This window comes from Larkinella sp. C7 (assembly GCF_006149005.1).
In the GTDB taxonomy this organism is placed as follows: Bacteria; Bacteroidota; Bacteroidia; order Cytophagales; family Spirosomataceae; genus Larkinella.
The window spans coordinates 626,498-645,785 of sequence record NZ_VBSL01000004.1 but is presented as its reverse complement, the minus strand read 5'-3'; the positions used below and the strand labels follow the sequence as shown (position 1 = coordinate 645,785).

Here is a 19,288-nt window from a genome sequence, read left to right as displayed (position 1 = left end):
GGTCATTAACCTCATTTTCTTGCTCCGAATGCTCAAAATGCGTATTTTACGGGAAACTTTATAATACACATTACGTTATAGGCACGTAATCACCCGCAACAGCGGACCCATTTTCAACTCTAAATATTATCTATGGCATTACAGCGCAGACCCATGCGCCCACCGCGTGTGGTCGAAGAACCTTACCGGATCAACGGCCGTATTCTAGCCCGTTCGGTTCGGGTAGTTGGTGAAAACGTCGAACAGGGCGTTTACGATATTCAGCAAGCACTTGATCTAGCCAAGTCGCAAGCCCTCGACCTGGTCGAAATTTCTCCCAACGCCGTGCCGCCCGTCTGCCGGATTGTCGACTATTCGAAGTTCAAATACGAACAGAAGAAGAAGCAAAAGGAAATCAAGGCGAAGGCTCAGAAAGTCGTTATCAAAGAAATCCGGTTCGGCCCGAACACCGACGACCACGATTTTGAATTTAAATTGAAACACGCCATCAACTTCCTGAAAGAAGGCTCGAAGGTGAAGGCTTACGTCCAGTTTGTCGGGCGTTCCATCGTCTTCAAAGAGCGGGGTGTTGAACTGCTCCAGCGGTTTGCCAAAGGTTTGGAAGACATCGGCCGCGTTGAGGCTGAACCCAAACTGGAAGGCAAGCGGATGAGTATGTTCCTGGCACCGAAGGTGGTTCAGGTGAAAAAATAATTTGTTTTTGGTTTAAGGTTTATCGTCTATGGTTTTGGTTGCTAATCACAGCAGTCAGAACCATATACTATAAACCTTAAACTTTTTTTGCGTATCTTTGCGGCCTGTTTCACAATCAGCAACATTTCTGTTTAAAGCAATGCCAAAAGTAAAAACCAATTCGGGCGCCAAGAAGCGTTTCAAGCTGACTGGTACCGGCAAAATCAAACGGAAGCATGCCTTCCACAGCCATATCCTGACGAAAAAGTCGACCAAACGCAAACGGAACCTGGTTCACGATGCGCTGGTTTTCAAAGGCGATGAGCGTCGGATCAAGGTTATGCTCAACCTGGCGTAAGCAACGCCCACTTTCGCGGATTCTCCGCGCGGTTTCATGTTCAACCCGATCTCAGGCCTTTCAAGAACAAAATGAGTTAGGAAGTAAGAATGAAGATTAAGAGTTGTTTTCCAGTGAGAAGATTAACTCATAATTATTAACTCTTCACTCTTAACTGAACTTGTCGCCTGTTGTCAAAAACAAAAAAAATCAAAAATGCCACGTTCAGTGAACCACGTAGCCTCCAGGGCGCGTCGCAAGAAAGTAATGAAATTGGCCAAAGGATACTTTGGTCGTCGTAAAAATGTTTGGACGGTAGCGAAAAACGCGGTTGAAAAAGGCCTCGTTTATGCTTTCCGCGACCGTCGCCAGAAGAAACGCGATTTCCGCGCTCTCTGGATTCAGCGGATCAACGCCGGTGCGCGTCTGCACGGTGTTTCCTACTCGGCCCTGATGGGAAAAATTCACTCAGCCGGTATTGAGTTAAACAGAAAGGTATTGGCTGATCTGGCCATGAACCACCCCGAGGCTTTCAAAGCCGTTGTTGAAACTGTGAAATAAATAGTCCGCAGGCAGCCCTTACCGGCTGCCTGCTTTTTTTAGAAAGCGGTATCTACTACCAGCGTCTTCAATCCGGCCCAGCAGCCGTCCGCTTTGCGTCCGAGTAAATACAAATCCACTTCGTTTTCGCCAACCCGGAACACCTGACGATCGCTCAAGGCAGCCTGAATGGTTTTTTGCAGTTCGATAAACCGGGTGGTTCTTTTCTTTTCTTCCTCGTCATACCACACCTGATCGGTAACAACCGGTTCCCAAAAACCGTCTTCCGGGATTTCTTCAACGTAAATTTTCGGTGGAATCAGTAACAAATCCTTCACCTGGCTGACGGTCAACGGCGGCTCGAAATCAACGGTATAGTCCAAGGAATCAACGGGTTCGTTCGACTCGCTGGGGTAAAACAGGTCGGTCAGCAAATCAGAAAGCGACCATTCTGGGGTAGATTCTTGGGGCGGCATTGTTACAATCCGTAAATAATTGCGTCTCAATGAAACTGATTCCGTACCGGGAAGTTATTACAAAGAAACAGTATAACACCATCAGTCCGGTGCTTCATAGTATTTTTTAACCAATCAAACCACGTACGATTATGATGGAAACCCTCATGAACCTCATTCGCCAGCAGTCGGGCGATGCCGTTATCAACAACCCCGCCATACCGAATCACCAGAATGAAGATGCGATGCAGGCCATTTCGAGCGGTATTCTCGGTGGGTTGCAGCAGCAGGCCCAGGGCGGTAATCTGAGCGACCTGCTGAGCATGGTAACCGGCCAGGGCAATGGTGCCAATGTGCAGCAAAGTCCGGTTACTCAGGGCGTGGAGCAGAATGTGCAGCAAAGTCTGATGCAAAAACTAGGGATTTCACCCCAGATGGCGATGTCGATTGCAACGATGGTGGTGCCGATGGTGTTGAGCAAACTGATGAATAAATCCCGGGACCCGAACGATTCGAGTGTCGATGGAAATCAGATTCTGGGTGCCGCAACCGGCAATCAGGGCGTCGACTGGATGGGAGCCGCCAGTTCGGCCATGGCCGATGGCAAACTCGATATGAACGATCTGATGCGCGTTGCGGGCGGTTTTATGGGTGGAGGTAATAATGCACAGCCAAACCAGTCGAACAATGGGGGACTGGGTGGTTTGCTGGGCGGTTTGTTTGGTAAATAACAGAAATGCCCCTAACCCCAAAGGCAGCAAAAGAACGGGTGTTAAAAAGCCGCTTTCAAGGGTTGGGGGCTTTATCAATGATCCTGCCAGTACGTACACTGGCGGACTCACAACCGGTTTACATCCTGTCAGAAAACGCCGGAGAATTTCATTCACTAAAGCCATTCAGTCAGCTTTAGCTGTCAATCTGTCACGTTTTGGGGCAATTGCGTGGGCTGGCATAGGTCTTGTTCATTAGGCATTTGTAGTTTGTCAAAAGACTAAAAGCAAGACATTCGTAAAAGTATCATGGGAAAGATTATAGGAATTGACTTAGGAACAACCAACTCGTGCGTGTCTGTCATGGAAGGCAACGAGCCGGTGGTCATTGCCAACAGCGAAGGCCGTCGGACCACTCCATCGGTGGTGGCCTTTATGGACAATGGCAACGGCGAACGCAAGGTCGGTGATCCGGCCAAACGCCAGGCCATCACAAACCCCAAGAACACGATTTCATCGATCAAACGGTTCATGGGGAAACGTTTCAATGAAGTTCAGAACGAAATTAAAACCATCGCTTACACGGTCGAACGGGGACCTAATGACACGCCCCGCGTCCGGATTGGCGATCGTCAATATACACCACAGGAAATTTCGGCCCTGATTCTGCAAAAAATGAAGCAGACCGCCGAAGATTATCTGGGCCAAACCGTTACGGAAGCCGTCATTACCGTACCGGCCTACTTCAACGATGCCGAACGTCAGGCAACCAAAGAGGCTGGTCAAATTGCCGGTCTGGATGTCAAGCGGATCATCAATGAACCGACAGCGGCTGCCCTGGCCTACGGCCTGGACAAGAAGCACCAGGATATGAAAATCGCCGTGTTTGACCTCGGTGGTGGTACGTTCGATATTTCCATTCTGGAACTGGGCGATGGCGTATTTGAAGTAAAATCGACCGACGGTGATACGCACCTCGGTGGTGACGACTTCGATCAGGTGATTATCGACTGGCTGGCACAGGAGTTCAAAAACGACGAAAACATCGACCTGCGGCAGGATCCAATGGCGTTGCAACGGCTGAAAGAAGCGGCTGAAAAAGCGAAGGTGGAACTGTCGAGCTCCAGCTCGACGGAAATCAACCTGCCGTACATCATGCCGGTAAACGGTATTCCGAAACACCTGGTGCGGACGTTGAGCCGCGCGAAATTTGAACAGTTGGCCGATTCGCTGATTCAGCGGAGTCTGGAACCCTGCCGCCGGGCGTTGAAAAACTCCGGGTATTCGGCCAGCCAGATCGACGAGGTTATTCTGGTCGGTGGATCAACCCGGATTCCGAAAGTGCAGGACGAAGTGGAGAAACTGTTCGGACGGAAACCGTCGAAGAGCGTGAACCCCGATGAAGCCGTAGCCGTTGGTGCTGCCATTCAGGGTGGTGTATTGACCGGTGAAGTGAAAGATGTCCTGCTGCTGGATGTGATTCCGCTGTCGCTGGGGATTGAAACGATGGGTGGTGTTTTGACCCGTTTGATCGACGCCAATACGACCATTCCGACCAAAAAATCAGAAACATTCTCAACGGCTTCCGACAATCAGCCGAGCGTTGAAATCCATATTTTGCAGGGAGAACGTCCCCTGGCGAGCCAGAACCGCTCACTGGGTCGGTTCCACCTCGACGGTATTCCACCGGCCCCGCGTGGTATTCCGCAGATTGAAGTGACGTTCGACATCGACGCCAACGGTATTCTGCACGTAACCGCCCGTGACAAAGGAACCGGCAAGGAGCAGAAAATCCGGATTGAAGCCTCGAGCGGTTTGAGCGATGACGAAATCAACCGGATGCGTGAAGAAGCCAAAGCCAATGAAGCTTCTGACAAAGCAGAACGGGAAGTGATTGAGAAAATCAACCAGGCCGACTCGCTGATTTTCCAAACCGAGAAGCAGTTGAAAGAATACGGTGATAAATTGTCGGAAGGCAACAAAACCGCCATTGAAGGAGCGTTGAGCGAATTGCGTTCAGCCCACAGCAGCCGCGATGCAGCCGCAATTGACGCGGGTGTGGAAAAACTGAATGCTGCCTGGGCAGCCGCTTCGCAGGAACTCTATAACGCCACGGGCGGTGCACAAGGCCCCAACCCGGCCGACGGTTTTGCGGGCGACGGCGGTCAACCCAACGGACAGACTGGTCAGCCAACGGGTCAGGACAACGTTTCGGATGTGCCGTTTGAAGAAGTAAAGTAAGAAACAAACCTAGATAGATTTGGGAAGCCAGCCTGTGATAAACGGGCTGGCTTTTTTTGTGTGCATACGCCAAGCCTGCCCAAATGAGTTTGAAACTTTGCAGGAAACTAATTATCTTTGTTGATAAGATAATTAGTTTCTAAGATAATATGCAAGAAGAAGACGCAATCCGGCCCATCCGAAAACTGAGCCAACTGTATGCCTATACCTCTATTCAAATGCACGAAGCCGTTGCCCGAAAGGCTGGTCTTTCGGGAACGGATCATAAGTACCTGGGATTTTTTATTGAAAAAGGGCAGATGACAGCCGGTGAGCTAGCCACGTTAACAGGCTTGACAACGGGTGCGGTTACCGGTTTGATCGACCGATTTGAAAAGAAAAACCTCGTAAAAAGACAATTTGCCCAGGATGACCGGCGCAAGGTCATCCTGGTACCGAACACCGACACCATTATGGAACTTCTAGTCCCGCTCTATGCCGAATTCCGAAGCGAGTCGGAAAAATTACTGGCTTCCTTTTCAAACGAGGAAATTAAAGTCATTGAAGCCTATTTTTTAAAGGCCATCGACATCATGAAGGCAACGACCCAAAAACTTAACAATAACTAATTGTAGAGTAGGAAAGTGATGAAAAGCACAAGTAAATATCTGCTTGACTTACAGGATATTGACCATGCAAAGCTTGCCGTGGTTGGGGGCAAAGGGGCTAGTCTGGGGGTGTTGTCGCGGATGGAGGGCGTGGAGGTGCCGGAGGGTTTTTGTGTGACGACGGACGCTTATAAAGATAGTGTCGGCCATAACGAAACGTTGAAGACGCTGCTCGATCAGTTGGCGCTGCTAAAAGTAGATAACCGGATAGAAATTAGCGAAATCAGTGCAAAAATCCGGAAGGTGATCGAAGAGACCGCAATTCCGACCGGGATCAAAAAGGAGATTATCCGCCAGCTTCAATACCTTGGCGAAGAACATGCGTATGCCGTTCGATCCAGCGCTACGGCGGAAGACCTGCCAACGGCTTCGTTTGCCGGGCAACACGATAGCTACCTGAATACCGTTGGCAAGGCCGCCATTCTGCAATCGATCAGTCGCTGCTGGGCATCGCTGTATACCGACCGGGCTGTTACGTACCGGCTGCAAAATGGATTCGACCATCGGAAGGTCTATTTATCGGTGGTGATTCAGAAAATGATTTTTCCGGATGTCGCCGGAGTTCTCTTTACGGCAGACCCGGTTTCCTCCAACCGGAAGGTGGTGTCGATCGAGGCCAGCTTTGGCTTGGGGGAGTCCCTGGTTTCCGGCCTGGTCAATGCGGACCATTATAAAGTTCGTGCGGGCCAGGTGATTGCCAGAAAGGTTTCCACCAAGAAGCGGGCGGTTTATGCCCTAAAAGCGGGCGGTACGCAGGAAGCGGAGGTGGAGTCCGGCCGTCAGAACCGGCAGTCGTTGACCGAGGAGCAGATTTTGCAACTTGAGCGTGTGGGCCGGAAAATCGAAGCCCATTTCGGCTGTCCTCAGGACATCGAATGGGGGTTGGTTGATGATACATTCTTTGTGGTTCAGAGCAGGCCCATCACCACGCTGTTTCCGATTCCGGAAGCAAATGATGCCGGAAATGCCGGGCGCGACCCGCGCGTCTATGTATCGGTCGGTCATAATCAAATGATGACCGATGCCTTAAAACCATTGGGCTTCTCCTTTTTCCAGTTAACGACCCGTGCCGTCATGCATCAAGCGGGCGGTAGGTTGTTTGTGGACGTTACACCGCAGCTCGCTGCACCGGACAGCCGAAAAAAGTTGATCGAAACCTTTGGACAAAGCGATCTGCTCATCAAAGACGCCCTGTTGACCATTGCCGGGCGAAAAGGCTTTATCAAACCGGTACCAAATGGCAAATTACCGGCCACGGGATTTGTCGACAACAACCTTTCGTGGCGTTATCTGGCGTCATTCGAAAACAAACCGGCTCTCGTTCCTGATCTCATACAACAGAGTCAAACCTCCCTTGCAGCGTTAAAGCAAGCTATCCAGGCGAAATCAGGAACCGCCTTATTTGATTTCATCCGGGAAGATATTCCGCAATTAAGACAGGTGTTGTTTAGTCCGCAAAGTCTGGAGGTGATCAGGATTGCCCTCTACGCTACGGCCTGGATCAACAAAAAAATGGAGAAGTGGCTGGGGGAGAAAAACGCAGCGGATGTGCTAACCCAATCCGTATCTCACAATATTACGTCGGAAATGGGATGGGTCCTGCTGGATGTTGCCGATGTGATTCGCCCGTATCCCGAAGTCATGGTGTTTTTACAAGGGGTGAAAGACGATCACTTTTTGGATGAACTGGTGAATGTTGAAGGGGGGCAGGAAACCCGGAAGGCAATCGAGGCTTTCCTTACCCGGTACGGTATGCGTTGTGTCGGTGAAATCGATATTTCGAAGGCTCGTTGGAGCGAAAAACCATCTCAACTTGTCCCCATCCTCCTCGGAAACATCAAAAACGTTGAACCCGGAGCCGGCAAGCAGAAATTTGAGCAGGGGCGACAACAGGCGATGGAAAAAGAGCAGGAATTGGTGGAACGATTGATGGCATTACCGGATGGGAGACGAAAAGCCCGGGAAACCAGACGAATGATCGGCCTGCTCCGGAATTTCATTGGTTATCGTGAATACCCCAAATACAGCATGGTCAATCGCTACTTCGTGTACAAACTGGCTCTCCTCCAGGAAGCCGAAAAGCTCGTGCAAGCCGGGGTAATTCGTGAAAAAGAAGACGTCTATTACCTCACTTTTGAAGCGTTTCGCGAAGTTGTACACACGCAGACCCTGGACGGCCAAATCATCCGCCAACGCAAGGAAGAACACGAAATCAATGAAAAACGAACGCCCCCGCGGGTAATCACGTCTGAGGGTGAAATCATCACCGGTCAGTACAGACGGGACAATCTTCCAACCGAAGCAATGGCCGGGCTGGCGGTTTCTTCCGGACTGATCGAGGGGCGGGCAAGGGTCGTCTTCAACCTGGAAGATGCGGATCTGGAAGCGGGGGATGTGTTGGTAACGCCTTTTACTGACCCGAGCTGGACACCCTTGTTTGTGTCCATCAAAGGTCTGGTAACCGAAGTGGGCGGACTGATGACCCACGGAGCCGTGATTGCCCGGGAATATGGCTTGCCGGCAGTGGTCGGCGTGGAAAATGCGACCCGGTTGATCAAAGACGGCCAACGAATCCGGGTGAATGGAACGGACGGTTATGTGGAAATTCTGTAAAAAAGTGATGCGATCATGGCACCGGCCTTACAAAGCGGTTTTCTGCCAGTAACCGCTGAGAATCATTCTTCCAAAAAAAGGTTGTGATTTGCCATAGCGCAGAGAAGGCTGTGAATTCAACAGCATCAACCAGTTGGGCAATCGATTGGCTTCGATGCGACTGAGCGTGCGAAAAAACCGGTACAGAACCCAGAGCAGCAGGCGTTGCCACCAAAAAACGGGTTGAACGAAATCGCAGCAAAACCATTGCCCATCATGGTCTAAACAGCTCAGCAATCGGGGCAGAATCTGGGTTTGCAGACGTTCTTCCAGAAACAGATCAAGCACAAACGGCGTAAAGAGAACCTGAACCCGGTCGCCGGGCCGAATAGCGGTTTCGGTTCCAACCCGAAAGTCGACCCGGCTGTCGTTATTGACTTCCTTCTTTGCCAAAGAAATCATAACTGGCGAAGCATCGATATAGAGGACGGTTTTGGGATCGCAAACCGCCAGAATGCGCGACAACAGCCAGCCGGAACCGCCACCCAGGACAAGAATATTCGCTTTTTTAGGAACCGATCCGAGCCAGTGGGCCTGCGCTTTTCGAAGCGAATTACCGAAAACCAGCCGGGAAAGGGAGTCGTAGAAAGGTGCAATACCGTCAAATCCAGCGTCAACGGGTGGGGAAGTAGCCATAACCTGGTAACCGGTTTCACTTCAAACTACAAATGAAGACAATAAAGATGACTTTTTTACCGGTTTCACGTCTAAGGGAGACACATAAACCTGTTGACGGATGAAAAGAGATCTACGCCCCGTTTTCAGTCTGTTTCTGCTCAGCCTGAGCATTCTACAGGCCTTCGCTCAGCCTAAGACAACTTCGCCTGAGACGGCTTCGCAACCCGCGAGCCTCGCCGTTCGGGCCGGATTCAATCAGTTATACGGCGATCTGAAAGACCCCGTATCCACTCCCTTCGCCGGGGCTTCGCTGTTGGTTCCTATCACAAAAACCGTAACGGTTGAATTGCCTTTCGATGTGGGAACGTTGCAATCCCGGCAGGATGACTACTATCATTCCAGTGCCAAAACACGGTTTATTCAAGCCGCCGGTGCCCTATCGGTGGATATACTGGAATGGTTCAGGCAGGGGCAGAAGCTGGTGGAGCTTCGACCCTATGGCGGGGCTGGTCTGGTGTTTTTCCGGGCAGAAGCCGTTGATCTGACCACCGGAGCGGTACAGCGGGTGACCAACAACGCGGGCAGCCACCGGTCGCGCGACGGGATTGAAGCGCGCGGAAAAGCCGGGGTGAAACGCACCCACGAGCTGGTCTGGCTGATGGGGCTGCGGGGCGCAACAGCCCTCTCGCGCCGGATGAGTATTTTCGGGGATGTCCGGCTCAACCTCGTCCGTACCGATAAACTGGATGCCACCCTGGACGATAACAACCAGGTGATGCAAACCACCGGTCCGGTGTTCACGGAGGGAAACCATTATGGGAAAAACAGCCCCGACAAATGGGGCTTTGTGACCGTGGGCCTGAATTTCTACTTTGGCGAGCGGTTTTCGAAAAACTGAATTATTTCCCGGCCAGAAAATCCGAATAGGTTGCGCATTCCCGAATCATCTCTTTGTGAAAGCGGGTTTGCGCATATTCTTTGGCCAGTTTGGTCAGTGAGGCACTGTATTGCTCCCGACGCAGGGTTTTCATTTCGGTATCGAACGGTTTGGGATCAATCGCGTAATTGCGTCTGGCATATTCAATTTCCTGGCGGGTGCGGAACGCATTTTGTTCGCAGCGAGCGGCCATAAAGCAGGCCCTGGCGGCCAGTTCGGGGTTTTTAGCGGCCGCCATCGCCTTCTCGAAATAAGCCTTGGCGGTTGCATTGGTATAATAATCCTGCTCGCCAACCAGTTGAAGTCCGCGATCCCGTTGGGGCTGTTGAACCTGCCGGTAGGTATACTGATAAAGTACCGGTTCGGCTCCGCTCCAGCGCGCCCGCACCAGCAGCCAGGCATTGCCAAACCAGCTCATATTGTACGCCCCGCAACCCAGTTGGTAATACAGATCGGCGGCTGCATCATCCGATGCGGTTTTGGCCTGCTTTTCCAGGCCGACCATTTTTTTAAGGAATGAAACCGGGGTGTAGGCGTTGGCGGTCTTCATTCCGCGCTGCTTGCCGAGGAGCGTAACGACGAACGGATTTTCGTTGAAATACGACGTAAAGGGTTCCGTGTTCCAGGTTTTCGGGGCAACTTTCGCATAGGCTTCGGCGGCTTCCGCATACTGGTTTTCGGCCAGCAACCGTCTTCCCAAAAGAAGATACAGCGCATCGTTGGTAAAACCGGTCAGTTTCAACAGCCGTTGGTCAAACCCGGTGGGATTGGGGTTGGTCGCAAACTGCACGACGTTCCGGATCGTGGCAGATGAGGTTGTATCTTCAATGTCGTACAGATCGGAATGGCTGTCAAAATAAAGGTCATTCCGGTTTAGTTGCGACGATGTCAGGGCGGTGAGTAAAAACGCTTTGGCGGTCGAAGGGCCATCCGACTGGCCCGACCTGGACCGAAAACAGCCCGCCAGCCAGCCGCCTGATTCTTTTTCAGCGGGTTTTCCGTAGCCGTATTTCCGGGCCAGCTGCTTGCAGGTTTCGACAAACGCATTGGTCATGTGGAAGCTCGTCGAATTGCCAAACTGTTCGAGGTAGCCAATGAGCTGGTTTTCAACGTCCGGGGTGAGGGTTTCCGTTTGGGCAGTAAGCAGAAGCATTTGTTGCAGCGCGATCTGCTTTTTCAACATCAGGTTGGTGGTCGGTTGCTGACTGGCCCGATCGAGGTTGGTTTTGGCATCAGGATAGGCTTTAGCCAGATAGTCCAGATACGCAGTTGCCGTGTACCAAAATGCCGGATTTCCCAATTTGGTATTCCCGGCCGACTGTAGCGCAAAGTCCCGAAGCTGTTGGAAATAATCGGGGGCTTCGTTTTTCCGATCCACGAAGTTGAGCGAGTCTTTCCGCGTTTTGTCGTCATAGACGTTGATGGGCGATGAGTCCTGAAAGAAAAAGTATTCATTCCGGTTGATCTCCCGCGCCATCACCAACTCGATCAGCGGATTTGCGGGGTTCAGATTTACCATTTCTTTCAAGAATGACAAGGCATCCTGTTTCGGCTGAATGGCACAAATGGCGTAGACGGCGGCTTTTTCGCGGTCATTTTTGCAAAAATCCAGGGCTTTTTCCCGAAAGCGGATGCCATAAATCCGCAGGCTGGTTTCGGCTTCGCGACGGCGTGACGGGCAGCGGTCAAAAACCTGCGCGAATTCATACAGAGCCTGGGCCGTATCACCCAACGCCATGGTTGCCCCCGCATGACGGCACAACGACCAGTCGCTCAGAAACGTTTTTTTGGACAACGGGCGAACCAGGTTGTCATAAAGTGTGCGGCTCAGGGCGTAGTTCTTTGTCATGGCCGCCAGTTTGACGGCCTGAAAAGCGTATCGCTCTTTCAAAAACGGCTCCTGCGTGGACTCAAAACCGGCCCGGGCTTCGGTCAAAAGCGTCGGCAACACTGAGCCTGAGGTGTCCTGACGAACTGAATCTGCTTCCCAGGCATTGACCGGACGCGGGGCGGCTTCCTCGGCTTGCCAGGCCAGTTTCAGGTAAGTCAAAGCCGCCGGGTTGGTGGCTGTTGCCCAGCGAACCAGGCCGTTTGACGCCTGGTTGTCGCGGCTATAGAGGGCGGCAGAAATCTCGGTTTCGGACACTTTGCCCCGGCTGTAGGCTTTCCACGCCAGCACGTTTTCGTCCGTTACGACCGTATCTTCATCCGTATCAAAATAATCATCATACCGGTAGAGTTGGGGCGTAAAGTGATAAATCTGGTCACGCAGGGCGGTCTGGCTACTTTCCGGCATGAAAAAACTCATAAACTCGTTGATGTCATACGAACTCGGGCCACAGGCAAAGCCGATCAGGATGGCAACCGACAGCAAGGCACTACGGAGCCGACCGGACAAGAGAGTGAAGAAACGCATCGCTATAGGAGGATGTTACGGTAGAATCGAGATGATAGAGGGCAAATGTAAGTTTTTGATTTTGAATTTTCGATAGCAAAAGGTGCTTCCCCGCCGTCAAATCGTCGTTTCGGCAGGCTTCGGCCCGAAAGACGTCGCCCCGGCGGATGGAAAAGCCGAGGGCGGTGGTGTCGCGGATGGCGACGAAGCGGTTTTCGGTTGCGGGTTTCAAAAAGGAACACGTCGCCAGCATGTTGGAATCGAGGTTGTTGAGCAAACTCAGAAACCGGTTGTTCCGGTAAACGACCGTCCATCGGAACAGCGGCAGAACCACATCCAACGGTAAAGGATAGTGTTCCAAAAAGTCGGTATACCGTCGGGCTACATCCAGATCATAAATCGAATTGCGGGTTTCGGCACGTTTCCAGTCGGCCATGTTGTAAAACATCAGCATGCCCCGGTCGACGGGCGGCAACCCGGTTTGTTCCGGATATTTGATCTGGTGGAGCCGGATGGTGGCCGAAACCGGACCCTTGAAGCGGTTTTTAAGTTCCCGGAGCAGGTGAAAATACCGCTCCCGGCTTCCCGCGCTCCAGTCGCAATCCAACTGGATTTCCGGGCTGCGAATGCCATTTTGCCGGGAAATCTGGTTGATTTTCCGAAGGAGGTTTTCGGCTAACCCCGGAATGGCCGAAGCATCACTGCGAAGAAGCGTCTGGTTTGTGATAAATACCACCGGAACAATGGTCAGACCAATGGGTTTTTGGGCAAACCGGACGACTGCTTTCGGAACCGCCGATTGGGTGGCCGGGTCCCAGTCTACGTCGAAGTACCGGAGGTAGAGTTTCCGGATTTGAAGCTGATCGAGCAACCGTCGCTCAGTATCGGAAGGGTTGTAGGTGGTTTGCCAGGAATAAAAAGCCGGGGTGAGTTGTTTCGAATCGGGCGTCTGGCAGGAAAGCGTTACCAGTAAACCCGTAATACATATTAGGCACAGCCCACTGGGTAGCTTGAAACGGCAACGGGTTGTATTCATGGAGTGGACTACTTCTTCAAAATTGCCCGCCGGGTACGGCATTCACGGCAATCCGGGAAATGGCATTCGAAAAATCTGGAACCCAGGTTGGTTCCTGCACAGGAACCAACCTGGGTTTTAAACTGCGTCCGACTCGGCCTCAGTCGGCCGCAGCACGGTTTTCTGGCTTTTGCCGTCGAGCGTCAGTGGTTTTCCGAACAGCAAAATCTGAGCGGTTTTGTCCGAAAAGTTCTGCACACTTACATCGGTTTGCGTTACTTTGATTTCCAGCAAAGCGCCCCGAAACCGGACTTTAAACGCCAGCGACGCCCAGTTGTCGGGGCAATGCGGATCTAAAACCACCTGCTCATCCTTGATCCGGAAACCACCGAAACCCTTCACTACCGCCAGCCAGGTACCGGCCATCGAGGTGATGTGGCAGCCGTCTTCGGTGTCGTTGTTGTAGTCGTCGAGGTCCAGCCGGGCGGTGCGCAGGTACATTTCATACGCCTTCTCCTTCATGCCCAGTTGCGACGCCAGCACCGAGTGGACGCAGGGTGAGAGCGACGATTCGTGAACGGTCATCGGCTCGTAGAAATCGAAATTCCGGCGCAACGTTTCCCGGTCGAAGTCGTCTTCAAAAAAATACATGCCCTGCAACACATCGGCCTGTTTGATGAAACACGAGCGCAGAATCCGGTCCCACGACCAGTGCTGGTTCAACGGTCGCTGCCCTTTCGGGATCTCGCTCACCGGCATCAGTTCTTTGTCCAGAAACGATTCCTGTTGCAGAAAAACCTGCCGGTTTTCGTCGAAGGGGAGGTGAATGTTGTTGGCGATGTGGAGAGCGGTAGCCACTTCCTTCTCTTCCCGGAAATGAATCCGGTCGCACAACTCGTTGAATTTCTCCAGGTTGAGCTGCTTCACCCGGCCAACGGCTTCGGCGGTATAGCGTAACGTCCAGGCGGCCAGGTAACTCGTATACCAGTTGTTGTTGACGTTGTTTTCGTATTCGTTCGGCCCGGTCACACCCAGCATCACATACTGCTGTTTGGCCTCCGACCAGTTGACGCGCTGGCTCCAGAACCGGCTGATGGCAATCAGCACTTCCAGGCCGTAGTCCGTCAAATAGTCCTCATCACCCGTATACCGGACGTAATCGTAAATGGCGTAGGCGATGGCGCCGTTGCGGTGAATTTCCTCAAACGTGATTTCCCACTCGTTGTGGCATTCTTCGCCGTTCATGGTCACCATCGGATAGAGTGCAGCCCCGGCCTTGAAACCCAGTTTCTGGGCGTTCTCAATGGCTTTTTCGAGGTGCTTATACCGGTAAAGCAACAGATTCCGGCTGACTTTCTGGTCGGCGGTGGCGAGGTAAAAAGGCAAACAATACGCTTCAGTATCCCAATACGTCGAGCCGCCGTATTTTTCTCCGGTAAAGCCTTTCGGGCCGATGTTCAGCCGTTCGTCTTCGCCGGTATAGGTCTGATTGAGTTGGAAAATCGAAAACCGGATGCCCTGTTGAGCGGCAATGTCGCCTTCGATGGTGATGTCGTTCATTTTCCACTTGTCGGCCCAGGCCTGCTGCTGCTCGATCAGCATCCGGTCGAAGCCTTTGCTGGTAATCCGCTGCAGGTATTTGCGGGCTTCTGAAACCACCGAATCACTGTCGTAATTGAGCGACGACAGGTTCACGGCGTATTTATAGAGAACCGTTTCCTGTCCTTGCCGGCATTCCAGCGTCAGGCGATTGGCGACGTATTTTTCCTGCCGGATGGGCTGGGATTGAAAATCGATCCGGGCATTGTCCTGCTCAATTTCGATGGCCATGCCCGTACAAACGTGAAAGCCGGTTTTTCGGGTCCGCAGCTCGATGTAGGCTTCCCCATAACCGGTTTCTTTCCGGACTTCATCCCAAAACGTTTCGTCGTAGTTGGAGTCTCGGTTGCGGATGTTGCCGTCGATGTAGGGTTCAATCGTGATCTTGGCATCGAAATTCAGGGGGGTCAGGCTGTAACGAATGACACCCGCTTCGTCGTCGACGATGGAGCAAAACCGCTTCGCATTAACCTGGAGTTCTTTGCCACTTTTCAACAAAGCCACAAACGACCGTTCGAGATACCCTTCCTGCATGTTCAGCACCCGCCGGAAGTCGCGGACTTCGCAGGTGTTCAGATCCAGCGTTTCGTATTCGATGTTGATGGAAATACCGATCCAGTTGGCCGCGTTCAGGACTTTGGCGAAGTACTCGGGATAACCGTTTTTCCACCAGCCAACCCGGGTTTTGTCGGGGTAATAGACCCCCGCGATGTAGTTGCCCTGTAAGGTTTTGCCCGAAAAATTCTCTTCAAAATTACCCCGCTGTCCCATGCGCCCGTTACCAAGGCTCATGACACTCTCCGTAATTTCATTGTAGGAACGGTGGAAATCCTCTTCAACAATCAGCCAGGGGTCGTGCTTTAAGTACTGTTTCATTCCGGGTCAAGGGGTTTTTAGCGAGATGGAAGAACACTTGTGTGATAGAATTCTCAGTTAATAGCTTGATTGGTAGGGGATTATGGTTTTCTGGTCGCGGGTTGGGCGTAAATATAATTATTTCGCCAGAAAACCAGCGGCTTCCTGTTTCACCCGCAGGGCCTGGTTGAGGTGACGTTCGGTGTGGGCCACCAGCATCTGAAACGCATCGCCGACGTTGATTTTAAGCCAGTTGCCAAAGAGGGTCATCACTTTTTCCTCGTTCCAGTCGATGTACGGAGCCTTGTCGAGCAATTCGTGCAAAAGTTGCTGCAATTCCACAAACTGCTTCATCACATCGCGGGCGTCCAGATCGTTGCGGGGCGTCATGAACGAAACCGTCGGCAGTTTCATTTTTGTGTTCGGGTCGATGGCTTTGCGCAGCATCCGACCGACCAGCGTGCTTTTTAAGGGTTGGTCGATCGGGCTGGTCTGGATAAACCCGAGATCATCGATTTTTTTCTGGAGATTCCGGATGTAAAACCGTTCGGCCAGGTTGAGGTGTTGCAGACACTGCGTGATGCTCCAGCGGCTGGTGTCGGGTTTCCAGTTGAGTTGCTCATCGGACAGCGGACGAAATTCCCGCTCAATGGTTTCCAGAACCGTTTTGATCCGCTGCTGGAGTTGCTGGGCGGTTTCTATTTTTTGCATATTTTTCTGACCCTGTCAGCGCCGGGTCATCGCCTGATCGGTAGACCCTGACAGCGGTTTTTATGTAATGAAAAGGGTAACCATTGCTGGTATGGTTGGGTTATTGTTTGACCGCTGATTGGGTTTAAACGGCCGTCAGGGTCTTTCGACTGCTGACAGTGATAAGACTGCTTCCAGTGTCAATTTTGCCAACGACGGCACCACCAGGTCGGCCTGAGTCAGGACCGATGGCACGCCAATGCCAACGGCCAGCATCCCGCCCCGTTTGGCGGCTTCGACACCCGCAACGGCATCTTCAAAAACCACGCATTCGTCGGGCCGGACGTGAAGCTCGGCAGCACCCTTCAGAAAAACCTCCGGATCGGGCTTGCCCCGGCTGATTTTGGTGCCGTCGATGATCGAATCGAAATCGTCGATCATGCCGATGCGTTCCAGAATCAGGCGGGCATTTTTACTGACCGATCCGAGAGCGGTTTTCAGGTTGGCCGCTTTTACTGCCACGAAAAATTCCGATACGCCGGGCAAAATGGCTGCGGGTGTCATCTGCGAAATCAGTTCCAGATACCACTCGTTTTTCTGGGTAGCCAGTGCCAGTTTATGATCTTCCGAAACCGTCAGGCCGCCGTGGGCCAGAATAATTTCCAGGGATTCGGTGCGGCTGATGCCCTTCAATTGCTCATTAAATTCTTCTGTAATATCGAAACCCAGCGTATTGGCCATCCGTCGCCAGGCTTGATAATGATAAATGGCCGTGTCGACAATAACACCATCCAGGTCAAAAAGTAAGGCTTTTATGGGCATTGGCTGATTGATTATGCAGGTTGTGTACTGCAATAAAGCGATAAAAAAGGACTTATCCGTTAGCATTCGCCCGTTTTCGTTCAGGCCTGATCAGGGAGCCAGTTCCAGCACCACTGCGGTTTTTGCGGGTAATTTCAGGGTGGACAGGGTGTTGATTACCTCGTCAGTCAGCACGTTTCGAGCCTTTGTAAAACCCGCCATGCGTTCGGCAAACCGGCCGGTTTCCAGACTGATTTCCTGCTCCGTCGAATTGGTGGCTATCATCACGGTTTTGGATGCATCATAGCGAAAATAGACGTAGGTGCCGTTTTGGGGAATAAACTGGGTGAGTTTCCCCGAATGCAAAGTCGGCGTATTTTTGCGGTAATTCGCCAGTTTTTTGACAAAATTAAAGGCGTCTTTCTCCTTTTCGTTTCGCCCGGCATCGGTAAATTTATTCAGGGGATCACCGGGAAAACCGCCCGGAAAATCCCGGCGCACTTCAGCATCCGACGGGTTTTTGGTGTTCTTCATGAGCACTTCCGTTCCGTAATACCACGACGGGATGCCGCGCGTCGTCAGAAGCCAGGTGACGCCCATTTTGTATTTCGCGTAATCGTCGCCAATCACCGACAGGTATCGATCAGTATCGTGATTGTCCAGAAACGTAACCAGTTTTTGCGGATCGGCGTAAACCGCATCCGTCGCCAACGCCTGATAAACCCGGTTGAGGCCCGAATCCCAGCCGAAGTTCTCTTTCAAAGCCGCATTGGCAGCTTCATAGAGTACAAAATCCAGACCACCCGGCTGGTTGGATTTGAACGGCTGATCGATCCGGTTTTTAACAAAAAACGCCTGTGCCACCGGATTTCCTACCCAGGCTTCCCCAAAAATATGGAGTTTGGGATACTCATTTAAAAGGGCCTGATTACAGCGGTTCAGGAAATTCAGATCGTTGTATTTATAGGTGTCGACGCGCCACGCATCCAGCGAAAAAAGCTCCGTACACCAGATCGCGTGCTGAATCAGGTACGTTGACAAAAACGAATTTCGCAGGTTTAGATCGGGCAGAAAAGGCGTAAACCAGCCGTCCAGCAGTACTTTTCGGTCCGACGCAGCGGAATAAGGGTCATACAATGCCTGCTCCTTGTGCGAACTGCCGGTGTAGGTCGGCCACTGGTTGAACCAGTCTTTGAACGGCTGGTTTTTATAGAGCCAGTGGTCATCGCTCACGTGGTTATAGACCGCATCCTGCACCAGTTTCATGCCGCGCTGGTGGAGCGCCTGGCCTAGTTTCTGGTAGCCCTCCGTGCCGCCAAACCGCTTGTCGATCTGGTAATGGTCCGTAAAATGATAGCCGTGGTACCCCGCCTGCATCCGGTCGGGGGCTTCCTGTTTCAAGGTTTCGTCGTTTGCCAGAACCGGCGTCATCCAGAGGGCAGTGACACCCAGTTCCTGCAAATAATCGAGGTGGTTGGTGATGCCCTGCAAGTCACCGCCGTGCCGTAGATGCGGAACCGACCGATCGGCTTTGGTGTCGAGCAGATCTGAAAACGCATCATTGGCCGGGTCGCCATTGGCAAAGCGGTCGGGCATGATCAGGTAAATAAAATCGGCCGCCGAAACGCCCTGCCCTTTCGGCCCGGTCGTCCGGGGTTTTAACTCATACGGTCGGCTGATGGTTTCGGAGCCGGTTTTCCCCACAATCCGAAAGGTGCCCGGTTGGGCGGTTGCGGAAATAAGCAGATCCAGAAAAACAAAATCGGGGTTTTCGGCCTTTTGGGTTTTCACCAGCTTGACGCCGGGGTAATTGATCGTGTACGTCATCGATCCGGCTTTAGGGCCGTAAACCAGGAGCTGGAGGTTGGGGTTTTTCAGGCCGACCCACCAGTTGGTTGGGTCGACGCGCCGGATGGCCGCAGACTGCGCCCGGGCCTGGCAAAAGACTAGCTGGCTGACCAGCAGGAAAAGGGAAATCGAACGGTTCATAACGGTTAGCGGAGAGCTGGAAACGGAATCATAAATATGGTAAAATAAAGGATTTGTTTTCATATTGCCAGTAGTTTTGAAATTTGACGCTGAATCCGATCGGTCGGGTCGGGCAGACCGTGCTAAATTTGTATC

Annotated in this window: 16 protein-coding genes; 8 read left to right on the top strand and 8 right to left on the bottom strand. The window is 52.1% G+C overall.

Going from position 1 to position 19,288, the window contains the following annotated elements; translation table 11 throughout:
- Positions 1-132: 132 nt before the first annotated feature.
- From infC to rplT, 3 genes are all read left to right on the top strand, one after another.
- Positions 133-693: a translation initiation factor IF-3 gene (gene infC, locus FH871_RS13665; protein ID WP_114409339.1), complete on the top strand. Its 561-nt coding sequence runs from the start codon at positions 133-135 to the stop codon at positions 691-693.
- Between the two features lie 139 nt (positions 694-832).
- A complete protein-coding gene (rpmI, locus tag FH871_RS13660; protein WP_114409338.1) occupies positions 833-1,030 on the top strand; it encodes a 50S ribosomal protein L35 in 198 nt (65 codons plus the stop codon).
- A 195-nt stretch (positions 1,031-1,225) separates the two neighbouring features.
- Positions 1,226-1,570 (top strand): 50S ribosomal protein L20, encoded by a 345-nt coding sequence (gene rplT, locus FH871_RS13655; RefSeq protein ID WP_114409337.1) that lies wholly within the window; start codon positions 1,226-1,228, stop codon positions 1,568-1,570.
- A 38-nt stretch (positions 1,571-1,608) separates the two neighbouring features.
- Here the strand turns inward: rplT and FH871_RS13650 are convergent, their stop codons facing one another.
- Entirely contained in the window at positions 1,609-2,025 is a 417-nt protein-coding gene (locus tag FH871_RS13650; RefSeq protein WP_138991963.1) for a nuclease A inhibitor family protein, read from the bottom strand.
- Between the two features lie 131 nt (positions 2,026-2,156).
- On the opposite strand from FH871_RS13650, the gene FH871_RS13645 reads away from it, so the two are divergent.
- From FH871_RS13645 to ppsA, 4 genes are all read left to right on the top strand, one after another.
- A complete protein-coding gene (locus FH871_RS13645) occupies positions 2,157-2,735 on the top strand; it encodes a hypothetical protein (protein WP_138991962.1) in 579 nt (192 codons plus the stop codon).
- A gap of 288 nt (positions 2,736-3,023) precedes the next feature.
- Positions 3,024-4,955, top strand: coding sequence for a molecular chaperone DnaK (gene dnaK / locus FH871_RS13640; RefSeq protein ID WP_138991961.1), 1,932 nt, complete (start codon positions 3,024-3,026; stop codon positions 4,953-4,955).
- A 149-nt stretch (positions 4,956-5,104) separates the two neighbouring features.
- Positions 5,105-5,563: a MarR family winged helix-turn-helix transcriptional regulator gene (locus FH871_RS13635; RefSeq protein ID WP_138991960.1), complete on the top strand. Its 459-nt coding sequence runs from the start codon at positions 5,105-5,107 to the stop codon at positions 5,561-5,563.
- An 18-nt stretch (positions 5,564-5,581) separates the two neighbouring features.
- A complete protein-coding gene (gene ppsA, locus FH871_RS13630; RefSeq protein ID WP_138991959.1) occupies positions 5,582-8,215 on the top strand; it encodes a phosphoenolpyruvate synthase in 2,634 nt (877 codons plus the stop codon).
- Between the two features lie 27 nt (positions 8,216-8,242).
- Here ppsA and FH871_RS13625 read toward each other — a convergent pair whose 3' ends face one another.
- On the bottom strand, positions 8,243-8,890 hold the full coding sequence (locus FH871_RS13625) for a trans-aconitate 2-methyltransferase (protein ID WP_138991958.1): 648 nt from the start codon (positions 8,888-8,890) through the stop codon (positions 8,243-8,245).
- Positions 8,891-8,990: 100 nt separating this feature from the next.
- Between FH871_RS13625 and FH871_RS13620 the strand changes: the two genes are divergently transcribed.
- Entirely contained in the window at positions 8,991-9,770 is a 780-nt protein-coding gene (locus tag FH871_RS13620; RefSeq protein ID WP_138991957.1) for a hypothetical protein, read from the top strand.
- 1 nt (position 9,771) lies between these two features.
- Here FH871_RS13620 and FH871_RS13615 read toward each other — a convergent pair whose 3' ends face one another.
- The 6 genes from FH871_RS13615 to FH871_RS13590 all read right to left on the bottom strand — a co-directional run bounded on the left by FH871_RS13615 (position 9,772) and on the right by FH871_RS13590 (position 19,153).
- Positions 9,772-12,225: a hypothetical protein gene (locus FH871_RS13615; protein WP_138991956.1), complete on the bottom strand. Its 2,454-nt coding sequence runs from the start codon at positions 12,223-12,225 to the stop codon at positions 9,772-9,774.
- Positions 12,188-13,240 carry a hypothetical protein gene (locus FH871_RS13610; protein ID WP_138991955.1) on the bottom strand — a complete coding sequence of 351 codons (1,053 nt, stop codon included), beginning with the start codon at positions 13,238-13,240 and terminating at the stop codon, positions 12,188-12,190. Before FH871_RS13610 ends, FH871_RS13615 begins: the two co-directional genes overlap by 38 nt.
- 117 nt (positions 13,241-13,357) lie before the next feature.
- Positions 13,358-15,694, bottom strand: a complete 2,337-nt coding sequence (locus FH871_RS13605; protein ID WP_138991954.1) for a glycoside hydrolase family 65 protein — start codon at positions 15,692-15,694, stop codon at positions 13,358-13,360.
- 117 nt (positions 15,695-15,811) lie between these two features.
- Positions 15,812-16,384, bottom strand: coding sequence for a DinB family protein (locus FH871_RS13600; RefSeq protein ID WP_138991953.1), 573 nt, complete (start codon positions 16,382-16,384; stop codon positions 15,812-15,814).
- A gap of 135 nt (positions 16,385-16,519) precedes the next feature.
- Entirely contained in the window at positions 16,520-17,185 is a 666-nt protein-coding gene (pgmB, locus tag FH871_RS13595) for a beta-phosphoglucomutase (RefSeq protein ID WP_138991952.1), read from the bottom strand.
- A gap of 90 nt (positions 17,186-17,275) precedes the next feature.
- Positions 17,276-19,153: a glycoside hydrolase family 13 protein gene (locus tag FH871_RS13590; protein ID WP_138991951.1), complete on the bottom strand. Its 1,878-nt coding sequence runs from the start codon at positions 19,151-19,153 to the stop codon at positions 17,276-17,278.
- Positions 19,154-19,288 lie beyond the last annotated feature (135 nt).

Bases quoted from the DNA above. Each gene is read 5' to 3' on its own strand.
- FH871_RS13635 (WP_138991960.1), top strand. From the start codon at position 5,105: ATGCAAGAAGAAGACGCAATCCGGCCCATCCGAAAACTGAGCCAACTG.
- pgmB (WP_138991952.1), bottom strand. From the start codon at position 17,185: ATGCCCATAAAAGCCTTACTTTTTGACCTGGATGGTGTTATTGTCGAC.
- rpmI (WP_114409338.1), top strand. From the start codon at position 833: ATGCCAAAAGTAAAAACCAATTCGGGCGCCAAGAAGCGTTTCAAGCTG.
- FH871_RS13590 (WP_138991951.1), bottom strand. From the start codon at position 19,153: ATGAACCGTTCGATTTCCCTTTTCCTGCTGGTCAGCCAGCTAGTCTTT.
- FH871_RS13620 (WP_138991957.1), top strand. From the start codon at position 8,991: ATGAAAAGAGATCTACGCCCCGTTTTCAGTCTGTTTCTGCTCAGCCTG.
- ppsA (WP_138991959.1), top strand. From the start codon at position 5,582: ATGAAAAGCACAAGTAAATATCTGCTTGACTTACAGGATATTGACCAT.
- FH871_RS13615 (WP_138991956.1), bottom strand. From the start codon at position 12,225: ATGCGTTTCTTCACTCTCTTGTCCGGTCGGCTCCGTAGTGCCTTGCTG.
- rplT (WP_114409337.1), top strand. From the start codon at position 1,226: ATGCCACGTTCAGTGAACCACGTAGCCTCCAGGGCGCGTCGCAAGAAA.
- FH871_RS13645 (WP_138991962.1), top strand. From the start codon at position 2,157: ATGATGGAAACCCTCATGAACCTCATTCGCCAGCAGTCGGGCGATGCC.
- FH871_RS13625 (WP_138991958.1), bottom strand. From the start codon at position 8,890: ATGGCTACTTCCCCACCCGTTGACGCTGGATTTGACGGTATTGCACCT.
- FH871_RS13610 (WP_138991955.1), bottom strand. From the start codon at position 13,240: ATGAATACAACCCGTTGCCGTTTCAAGCTACCCAGTGGGCTGTGCCTA.
- FH871_RS13605 (WP_138991954.1), bottom strand. From the start codon at position 15,694: ATGAAACAGTACTTAAAGCACGACCCCTGGCTGATTGTTGAAGAGGAT.
- FH871_RS13650 (WP_138991963.1), bottom strand. From the start codon at position 2,025: ATGCCGCCCCAAGAATCTACCCCAGAATGGTCGCTTTCTGATTTGCTG.
- FH871_RS13600 (WP_138991953.1), bottom strand. From the start codon at position 16,384: ATGCAAAAAATAGAAACCGCCCAGCAACTCCAGCAGCGGATCAAAACG.
- infC (WP_114409339.1), top strand. From the start codon at position 133: ATGGCATTACAGCGCAGACCCATGCGCCCACCGCGTGTGGTCGAAGAA.
- dnaK (WP_138991961.1), top strand. From the start codon at position 3,024: ATGGGAAAGATTATAGGAATTGACTTAGGAACAACCAACTCGTGCGTG.